Here is a 1572-nt window from a genome sequence, read left to right on the forward strand (position 1 = left end):
GCTTGGGGGGGGCCCCCCCGGGGGCCCCCCCCCCCAGGGGGGGGGTTGGGGATAATTAAAAAATCCGAAATAAACAATTAAACGGCGGTTGCGGCCCCCCCCAGAAAACACAAACCCCCCCCCCCAAACCCCCCCCCCGCCCCGGGGGGGGGGCCCCCCGGGGGGGGGCCCCCAACCCCGTTCCGGGCGAGTGTGCGAGGGCCCCGGACGGCGGCACATGCTAGAACGGACATATGCCGCATACAAGCCCCGTTACCGCCTGGAAGACCCTCCGCGAAGGAAACGATCGCTTCGTCGAAGGCCGACTGCAGCATCCCAACCAAGGCGCCGCCGATCGCGCCGAGCTCACCGCCGGGCAACATCCGTCGGCGATTCTGTTCGGGTGTGGCGACTCCCGGGTCGCGGCCGAGATCATCTTCGACCGCGGCCTCGGCGACATGTTCGTCGTGCGCACCGCCGGTCACGTCGTCGACGAATCCGTGCTCGGCTCGATCGAATACGGCGTCGCGGTGCTCGGCGTACCGTTGATCGTCGTCCTCGGGCACGACAGCTGTGGCGCGGTCCGCGCGACCATCGACGCGCTGGACTCCGGCGCCGTGCCCGGTGGCTTCATCCGCAGCGTCGTCGAGCGCGTCTCCCCGTCGATCCTGCTCGGGCGCGCGGAAGGGCTCGACTCCGTCGACGACCTCGAGGCGCGACATGTGGCGGAGACCGGCCTGCTCCTTTCCCAGCGCTCGACCATCGTCGCCGAGAAGATCGCGGCAGGCGAACTCGCCATCGCCTGTGTCACCTACAACCTCTCCGACGGACGCGCCCAGCTGAACCGCGTCATCGGCAACATCGGCGAACTCGAGTAGCGACGCGCGACCCCCGGCACGCCCGCGCGAGTGGCTATCGTGGAGTCGTGGGCATCATGGGCGAAGTGTTTCCGGGAAAGAAGCTGCAGAACGAAGGCAGTGGGGACAGCGACGGTCAGGACCACGATCCGGCACTGGCCATCGACCTCGACGCGGGTGTGATCCGGCTGAGCGGGACCGTCGCGACCCCACCGCCGGAACCGGAGCACTGACGCTCACACCCTCAGTGCCCTGACCTCCTCGGCGCAGACACAGCGCAGGGCACGCTCGGCGAGATCACGACATTCTCGCGAATCCCATTGCCGCACCGCCGCCTTCACTCCGGGGACCGCCGGGGGCGCAACACTCAGTTCGTGGACGCCGAGGCCGAACAGGATCGGCGCGGCGGCGGGGTCTGCCGCCGCCTCACCACACACCGCGACGCGCGCCCGGCCCGCGGCGCCCCGGCAGACGGTGTCGATCAGGTGCAGGACGCCGGGGTCGAGGGGGTCGGCGAGCGAGCCCAGCGCCTCGTTACCGCGCTCGGCCGCCATCGCGTACTGGGTGAGGTCGTTGGTGCCGATGCTCAGGAAGTCCACGTGGGCGGCGAACGCGGCCGTCTTGGCGGCGGCCGCGGGGACCTCGACCATGATGCCGATCTCGAGGTGGACCCCCGCGGGCACCACCTCGGCCAGGATCGCTCGGGCCCGCGTCAGCTCGGCCAGCGTGGTCACCA

Annotated in this window: 3 protein-coding genes; 2 read left to right on the top strand and 1 reads right to left on the bottom strand. The window is 70.3% G+C overall.

The window, feature by feature from the left end:
- Positions 1-233 precede the first annotated feature (233 nt).
- Both QH270_RS06450 and QH270_RS06455 read left to right on the top strand, forming a co-directional pair.
- Positions 234-857, top strand: coding sequence for a carbonic anhydrase (locus tag QH270_RS06450; protein ID WP_280339501.1), 624 nt, complete (start codon positions 234-236; stop codon positions 855-857).
- A gap of 56 nt (positions 858-913) precedes the next feature.
- Positions 914-1069 carry a hypothetical protein gene (locus QH270_RS06455; RefSeq protein WP_280339503.1) on the top strand — a complete coding sequence of 52 codons (156 nt, stop codon included), beginning with the start codon at positions 914-916 and terminating at the stop codon, positions 1067-1069.
- 3 nt (positions 1070-1072) lie between these two features.
- On the opposite strand, the gene QH270_RS06460 is transcribed toward QH270_RS06455, so the two are convergent.
- Positions 1073-1572: putative PEP-binding protein (locus tag QH270_RS06460; RefSeq protein WP_348537635.1), on the bottom strand; the 500-nt coding region annotated here is incomplete at its 5' end.

The sequence above is a fragment of the Nocardia neocaledoniensis genome (assembly GCF_029868625.1).
GTDB classification, from domain to species: domain Bacteria; phylum Actinomycetota; class Actinomycetes; order Mycobacteriales; family Mycobacteriaceae; genus Nocardia; species Nocardia neocaledoniensis_A.